This window comes from Okeania sp. (assembly GCF_983059655.1).
In genome coordinates, this window is sequence record NZ_CEZPJD010000336.1 from 1 (window position 1) to 8,392 (window position 8,392).

Below are 8,392 nucleotides of genomic sequence, written 5' to 3' on the forward strand. Positions count from 1 at the left end.
GACTCCAAAACTCAAAATTTCATTTGGGTAAGTTTGGGTAAGTTCAGTAGAACGGAAATTGCGGACAACACAGGTATGATTAGGCTATTTTCTTGAAGCGTAATCAAAACTTACGAACCTTATACAATGGCAAACGTTTCAATGCAGATAACCTCTCTCAATGCAATAAGTGTGGGGGCGAATGGCCATTTACTAACACAAAGCAGCCGCTTTATGTTGCCGAGCAAAACGCCCCTACAAATTGCAAATTCAAATTGTCCCCTATTTAACTCAGCAATAGTGTTCAATTAATCGCTATCCTCTCAAACCTAAAACATTCTGTAATAACATTTGGTCTTCACCTTTGACTTGAAAGCGTCCACTCTCAATATCTCTAATCCAACTTTGACTTTTTCCGAGCATAGTTGCCAACTGTCTCTGACTTAACTGCCGATTTTTTCTAGCAGTCATAATTTGTTCCCCACAGATCGCAGCCAGCTTTTTCGTTCTTTTGCGCTTATTAGAATAGCGTAGCTTTTGTTTTTCAAAATCTGCTAAGTGTTTATCCCATTCTTCGGGCAATTTAAACCAGAGGATACGAGCGTTTAATAACATATTCCACTTACCTCTGGGGCCATTATCTGTTAATCTTGTATTCTTACTACCATCATCAATCCAGAAATCTAAAGCTTCTTCACCATCATCAGGTAGAGCAGCTAACTTTGCCCACATTGGCTGAATTTCCTGGGGATAAGTTACGGGGTCAAATTCTGGTTTAAGTCCATAATGATTGAGAACTTCCAGATCGCTTTCAAAAGTTTTAATTAGTCGTTTTCGCTCATCCCTAGAAGAAGATGCTCGTACCACTTTTTGTTCGCCATAAGCTACTCGCATTAGAGTAGGTACAGTCAACCTTTGCTCCCTACCCATTTTGGTTTTGAATAATAACCATAACAGCATTCGAGCAGTACCTTCATGTTGCTGCCAAATACTCATTACTGTAGTTAATATCGACTGAGGCAAAATGCCGTATTGATAAAATGCTTTGCCCTGCTTGCAATCTTCTTTGTTGAGGAAATACTTAGCCCAAAGACCAGCTTTAACCCTAAAAGTAAGACCAACAAGATGTTTACATCCTGTAGAATCTTCAGAAAAGTGATGTTGAATCTCTAAGATATGCCATAATTGACTTTCTGGTAATGAGAACGCATTAATTCTGCCCTGCTGAGGCCAATTAATAGTAGTTGTAATGTTACAAGGTTGTTGAGCAAGGTTTTTAATTAAGCTCAGTTTAGTTGCTTTCGATAAGTCTTTACGTTTTTCTAACCCCAAGTATCTTTCAATTTGTTGGTCATCGATCGCAAATTCTTGCTCCCAAGGTTTGTCAATAACTGTTGCATGGGCAGCATAAATTAAGTGCATACAAGCTGCTCTGATATCCATTGCTGGCATATCTGTTATTACATCATTATCATTTATAGTTTTAGATGAATACTGTGCATCTTTTATGCTGAAACTGATTGAACCCCGATCTTGCTTAATGGAACGCTGATAAATCAGTTTACCTTCTGCATTCACTGTCCAAGGTAATGATTCTCTCTGTGCCAGAATGTTGCAAGCTTCCCAGATCGCGATAGAAGAAGCAAAAGGACTATGCTTGCCATTAGGAAATAAATCAGAGCTTGTGGGTGTCCTTGCCTCAGCCTTATATCTACCTTTTTTGGCTTGAGTAGGAACAGGACTACTAATAGAACAGTGAATTACGCACTGAGGTTCTTCAAAATAACCATCACAGCTATTACATAGATCGGGATTAATAGAGTATTGTTCATCTTCTATAGTTATTGCACCTGTTGGGCAGTGAATTTGGGATACACAGGTGGCACATGATATACAGTTTTCAGTCATTTTGTGAGTCATAACACGCCCCTGTTATTACTGTTGATAAATTATGCTAGTTATACTACTCGTCATCTATAAATTGATTTAGTCGATTAATTATAGCTCTCTCCTGAATCGCTATATAACTACATATCTATACATGAAGTGAAGATATCAAATCTTTTGTCTTTTGTTGATTTAAGTATTTTCACTTAAACTAAATTGACTAAATAATAAGAATTAATATTTCATAAATTTTTTAGATTAGATGTTCATAGTAAGCAAATTAATATTATTTTTATTTTTTATGCTTAAATAACTATAGGATTTTTGTGGCTATACATTTAACTTGCAATAGTTAATATTTGTCAGTATTATTAACATTGCTATTCTGCAACAAAAAAATAAGGAAAAATGCTAAACAAATATTTTTAAAATAAATTTGTCTGCATTTAACCTCATCAATTAACTGTTTATACTTTGATAATTGAGAGAGTTGCTTAACATTTTAATCGATTATCTGTAGTATTTGGTCGATGATTAACTTGTAATTTCCCTTTGGGAAGTTGAATTTTTTTTTGTTTAAGAATTCTCCTGACTTGAGTACCACTAAGTTTGATTCCTGTCTTTTCAGCAAGATAATTTGCTAAACGTTCTCCACTCCAGTATTGACATTCAAAACCAAACTGATGAGGAGATTTTTTGCTGACTTCTATTAATAATTGAATGTATTCTTCTGTTGCTTTGCGAAAGTTACCATGCTCTCGTCGATCTCGTAAACTATCTAATTGGTCTGGGTCTCCATGTACACACCAATAAGCAACTGTTCTATAAGAACAACCTATAAATGCAGAAATTTCTGAATAAGTTTTTCCGTCATTTAATAGAAGTAACATCAATACTCGTTCTCGGAAATGAGAGCAATTACCTTCTTGTAAGGCTTTTTGCAATCTTTTCTTTTGCATTGAACTAAGAAAATCTTTAGCAGGCATAACAGCTACCTCAGTTTGACAATTTAATGCAACTTAGCTGCACTATATATAATCCGCTTTTTAAAACCCTCTAAATTGAGAAGATAAGCTATGACTCTAGAATCAGACAAAAATTTGTCTATTGTAGTCTGCTACGCTATAATTCAAGTAAGGTTGAGTAAAATATTTGTGCTTAGTAATTGAATGGTTATGATTTCTTCTATAGAAAGCATGAAGAACCGGATTTAACTTCAGCCTGTATTTTTAACAGTTAATCTGGCCAGAAATAGAAATCAAAATATAAGTTTGTCTTACCAGATATATAGTTACTGCTAATAACAATATATTACTTTTTTGTAAAATCTATTCCTGTCAAATAACTAACAGTTTATTCTGTGATAGTTATAATTACCTGGATGGCAGAAATAACTAACCAGTTACAAAATCCTAAAAGCTTTACCAATAAATACTTTTAACTGTCTTGAGTGTGTCTTATATCATGTCCGGTTGAATAGTTACACTTTGCAAGGGAACGCCGACCAAGAGAGGGAAAGAAAAATTTAAAGGGAGAAGGTTTTTTTATAACTGATTATCCGGATATGATATTACATTCTGAGGGGACCTCATAATTACACACTCGATGCCCGACTTTTGAATTTTGACTTCCGCGTAGCGACAATAGAATGACTCCCACATCTTTAAACTGAAACTTTTTAGGAGTAAATTTTTTACTGTAATGACTTGCGCGTAGCACTATCAAAAATGTTGAAAGAGGACTCCCGTTATAATCACGCTGATTTAACGGTGAGACAGGGCGTATGAACTGTGAGGAAAACCCCATGCAGACAGCCCCTCAGATCATGTCTGCTTGAATAGTTATGCTTTGCTGGAGGAAAGGCAGTAAGGATTTCTTTCAATTGAAAATTAATTCTATACACAAGCGATGCTACCGGACATGAGATCATAAATTTTAAAGTGGTAATATTATGTCCGGATAATTAGTGATAAAAAAACTTTTTCCCTTCAAGCCTTTTCTTTCCTTCTGCCCTCTACCTTCTGCCTTCTGCCTTCATTCCTCCAAAGTGTAACTAATAGACATCTGGTGATAATCAAAAATTAAATCAATCCCATACGCATAAATCATCAATTCTTTTCCCCTACTCCCTACTCCATACTCCCTACTCCCTCTTTTCCGGAGAGGTCTATTCAACCGGACATGATATAAGTTGTAAGTTAATTGAGGAACTGCAAATTAATCCAGCATCAGTTACAGTGATTAATAGTGGTAGCGCAAATGGTTAAAGAAAACGCACTGCCTGCACTGGGGTGTCCTCAGCGTAAAGACGGAGCAAAAAATCTTGTGGAGATGCTCTGACGTTGGTACGACTTAACTTGTTTGATTTGTTACCTAAGTTAGGGCTTGCTGATTAAATATCAAAGCATTTACTGATATTGGTTTTAGCCTCTTTGGGTAGTGAAAAAGTACCTGGTTTTCAGCTATTAATGCTCGAAAATTTACCATTTTAGGCAAAAGTTGGGCAAAAAAAATTACTTTCCTGCTCCTCTACTCCCTCGCTCCCCTACTCTTAAAAAAAGACTTTTTCAGCAAGCCCTAGTTAAGAATTTGCGCTAGCGTAGCTTTGCGTCAGCACTCGCAAGAATCTACCGTTATAATCTTTGATTTAACGGTGAGAATTTCAAATTTTGACAAAGTTATACAAAAAAAGTCAGGGAGTTCAGACTTTGAGTGAATAATTTCACTAATACACCTAAAGCTGATACTCCACAAACTTCTATATTCTTCTATATTAATATTTCTGATACCATTTCACTTGAAGAACATCAAAGTTTTCTGTCTACTAAATCTTACTTTTGACTGTTGACTTCCGTGAAACGGTATGAGTTGATACTTTTCCAAATTCACACAGCTGAAGGAGCATGAGAGAAGCATTTCTTACCACAAATGTTAGCACAAGCTTCACATCCAATACAGTCATCTGCATTAGCAATAGTCATAACTTTCCGTAATACTTCATCATCATCATCATCATCGTCTACAAATTCTCCATGTTCGTTGAGAGGTCTAAGTTCTAGAACATTTCTATGACAAACTTTAAAGCAACGACCACAACCCAGGCACTTATTCATGTCAATAGATTCGACATATTGAGGAGTCCAAGCTGTACCACCTTTAGTTAAAGCTGTTAATGTTGCCATCGGTTCTTCTCCTTAATTAATAAACTGAATGTTTTGTTTTGTTTGCTTTGTTCCATCTTTTTATATAATAGCTATTTACTATGACAAAAAAGTATAAATAACTACTTTTTTTGAGGTTTTTTATGATACTTGATTATGGTTTTTTTTGTGTATTTATTTATTAGAAAATATTTGCAATTATTGCTAAATAAATATACCTATAAACCGTCAAGATCTCTATATAATTTTTGACGATTTTTTGGACTTGTTTTCTATAGTAAATATATAAAATAGGTGATTTACATTGGTTGATTATTGTCAGACAATAGCAATAGAAATCATGAAGATACTTACTCTGATTTAAGACAATTAAAAATTATTTTATAGTAACAAAATAGTGGGATACTCAATATGATTTTAGTACTTAGGGAACAGGTAATAGACATCTCCAGAAAATAAGGAGTAGGGAGTAGGGGGAAATAATTGATAATTCATGTAGGATAATTTATTTTATTTTTTATTATTGGAGATGTCTAATAGGTAGAGAGATTGCATGGAACATTTCTACAGATTAGTTTGTTGATGGGTTGTTCGGGAGCAAGTAGTGAAAGGAGTATTTATAATTCATAATCTTGATTGCAGTTCGCCCAAATATCTTAAATTCATAGGTAAGTATTCAGCGGTCAGCTCTCAGCGCTTCAGCTCTATAAAATTAAAAGTATGGGTAATACAAATTCGGTTAATTGCATATACTACGAAAATTGAAGCCACCAGTGGAAGTGGTTTATGTCATATCCGTTTAATTAGGACTTGCTGATTAAATATCAAAGCATTTTTAGGTCGAAAAAAGTGCGCTTGTTTCAGTCTAAAATACTCAAAAAGTTAGCATTTTGGGAGGATTATGGCAAAACAATCAAGGTACTATTCTTCTGATTATTTCTTCTATAATTCCCATTCCTCCTGACTTCTGGATTCTGGATGCTGGATTCTGGCTCCTAACCCTTATCAAAAAACTTTTTTCAGCAAACCCTAATTAGATATCAAAAAATTCTTCAATTGTCATAACTACTAAATCTTTGTGGTTCTTTCTCCTTCTGTACCTCGCTACCCTACCTGACTGCTAAAGACTAAAAATCTATAACTGTTGAATCGGATTTGATATAACACCTTCTTCAATTTCCGGCCTTAACTGGAATTAATATCTCAAATAATGTACCTTCATTTTGATTAGATCTACATCTCAGTTCTCCCTGATGTTTTTCAACAACAATTTGGTGAGAAATTGATAGTCCTAGACCTGTACCTTTACCCACTGGTTTGGTAGTAAAAAACGGGTCAAAAATGCGATTTTGAACAGATTCGCTAATACCATGCCCATTATCAGATAGAGAAATTTTGATAAAATCTTGATTTACTCCTGTGTCTGATTTCTGGATTTTTTCTGTTTTAATAGTAATAATTCCTGGTTTTTCTTGTTCCTCAAAAGTATCTATTGCATTAGCAATAATATTCATAAATACTTGATTTAACTGACTAGCATAACACTCTATCATGGGTAAATTTCCATACTCTTTGATCAATGTTATTTCCGGCCTTTTTTCTGTAGCTTTGAGACGATGTTGTAAAATTAATAAAGTGCTATTTATACCAGAGTGAATATCTACTTTTTTCATCTCTGATTCATCTAAGCGAGAGAAATTTCGTAAGGATAAAACTAACTCTCTAATTCTGTTTGCTCCTATATTCATTGAATCGACCATTTTAGGCAAATCTTCAATCAAGAAATCTGCATCACATTCTTCAGCAAAATCTTGAATTTCTGGAATTGGATCTTGATAGTTTTGCCGATACAAATTCAATAAATGTACTAAGTCTCTAATGTAGCTATTTGTATGAAGAAGATTGCCGTATATAAAGCTAATTGGATTATTAATTTCATGGGCAATACCAGCAACCATTTGACCTAGACCAGACATTTTTTCTGCCTGCACTAATTGAGCTTGAGTCTTTTGCAATTCTTTTAAAGCTTTTTCTAATTGCAATGCTCTTTCTCGTTCGCGTTTTTCTGATTCTTGTAGTGCAATTTCTCCTTGTTTTCGTTCTGTGATATCGCGAATAATTGCTAAGACTTCATTTTTACCACTTTTGACATAACGAGCTTCATAATGATAGAGCTTATGATTAATAATAGTAGAATATTCTCCTGCTTGCACTCGATCGGTGCTGAGAGTAAGCTTTAAATAGTGTCGAGTCCAAACAGCTATATCTTGAGGAAATATTTCTTCTATAGTTTTTCCTACTAATTCTGATGGTTCGGGGGCATTTTCATCATCTTTTGATGGGTAGAAGTCGAGAACATTTCCTTTTGAGTCGAGGCGTAACATTAAGTCGGGAATAGCATTGAGGAGACTCTGGTTGTGTTTTTGACTTTCTTGTAGTGCTTCTTCTACTCGTTTGCGTTCGGTGATGTCAAATCTAATAGCTAAGTATTGATAAGGTTGCCCAAAGTTGTTTAAAAAAGGTACGATCGTTGTATTAACCCAATAATAACTACCATCTTTAGCCTTATTTTTAATTTCTCCTCTCCACACGCGACCAGAGCTAATACTAGACCACAAGTCTCTAAAAAACTTTGGGGGATGATGTTTAGAGTTAAGCATACGATGACTTTTTCCGATTAACTCTTCCTTGGAATATTTAGATATTTCATAAACTTTATCATTCACATATTGAATAATACCTCTTTGGTCTGTAATGGCAACGATCGCTGCTTGATCTATAGCAAATTTGATATCAGATAGTTCTTTGAGGGTTTTCCGCAGCATTGCTTCTAGCAAGCGACGTTCTACTATTGCCTTGTCCTGACTAATTACGTTTTGTAAATCGTGATTTTTTTCTATGAAAGATGCTACTATTTGGTCAATCTGGTAACGCTCATAATCAGATTGATTTAGAACTTGATTAACTTTCATCGTTCCCACTTACTCCTGCTTAGTTTTTCATGTACTGCTGAATTTTTGGCCTCACTTTTCGGTTAAGAACTATTTGTAGCTGTGACACTCTTAACCAGTAAATGTGAAGCTGAATTATTTGGCAACTTAATCTTGCTAAAGACCAAGTTTTAGTTAAAATTTATAATATTTTTGCATTATATTTAGAAGGATATAATTTTTATACTTTTCAGTTTAGTTAAATTAATTACTCTTTTCTAGAGGTTTAAGTAAACATTTATTTCTAATTATTAAAATTATTTTATCAAAATATAAATATTTAATGCAGCGATTTTTGATACTGAAATTTCTTGGAAAAAAAAAGAGGTATTTTTCAATACTTCCTGTTGTTGTAATTGCCTAAATTATTATATT

Annotated in this window: 3 protein-coding genes and 1 pseudogene; all 4 read right to left on the reverse strand. The window is 34.2% G+C overall.

Features of this window, described 5'->3' with window-relative positions:
* Positions 1-294 precede the first annotated feature (294 nt).
* A complete protein-coding gene (locus tag AC3DU7_RS18405; RefSeq protein ID WP_488040769.1) occupies positions 295-1,899 on the reverse strand; it encodes a helix-turn-helix domain-containing protein in 1,605 nt (534 codons plus the stop codon).
* Between the two features lie 533 nt (positions 1,900-2,432).
* Positions 2,433-2,852: pseudogene (locus AC3DU7_RS18410) on the reverse strand (helix-turn-helix domain-containing protein); the annotation flags it as partial.
* A 1,899-nt stretch (positions 2,853-4,751) separates the two neighbouring features.
* Positions 4,752-5,048 carry a ferredoxin III, nif-specific gene (gene fdxB / locus AC3DU7_RS18415; protein ID WP_488040770.1) on the reverse strand — a complete coding sequence of 99 codons (297 nt, stop codon included), beginning with the start codon at positions 5,046-5,048 and terminating at the stop codon, positions 4,752-4,754.
* A 1,151-nt stretch (positions 5,049-6,199) separates the two neighbouring features.
* On the reverse strand, positions 6,200-7,999 hold the full coding sequence (locus AC3DU7_RS18420) for a PAS domain-containing sensor histidine kinase (RefSeq protein ID WP_488040771.1): 1,800 nt from the start codon (positions 7,997-7,999) through the stop codon (positions 6,200-6,202).
* Positions 8,000-8,392 lie beyond the last annotated feature (393 nt).

Bases quoted from the DNA above. Each gene is read 5' to 3' on its own strand.
- fdxB (WP_488040770.1), bottom strand. From the start codon at position 5,048: ATGGCAACATTAACAGCTTTAACTAAAGGTGGTACAGCTTGGACTCCT.
- AC3DU7_RS18405 (WP_488040769.1), bottom strand. From the start codon at position 1,899: ATGACTCACAAAATGACTGAAAACTGTATATCATGTGCCACCTGTGTA.
- AC3DU7_RS18420 (WP_488040771.1), bottom strand. From the start codon at position 7,999: ATGAAAGTTAATCAAGTTCTAAATCAATCTGATTATGAGCGTTACCAG.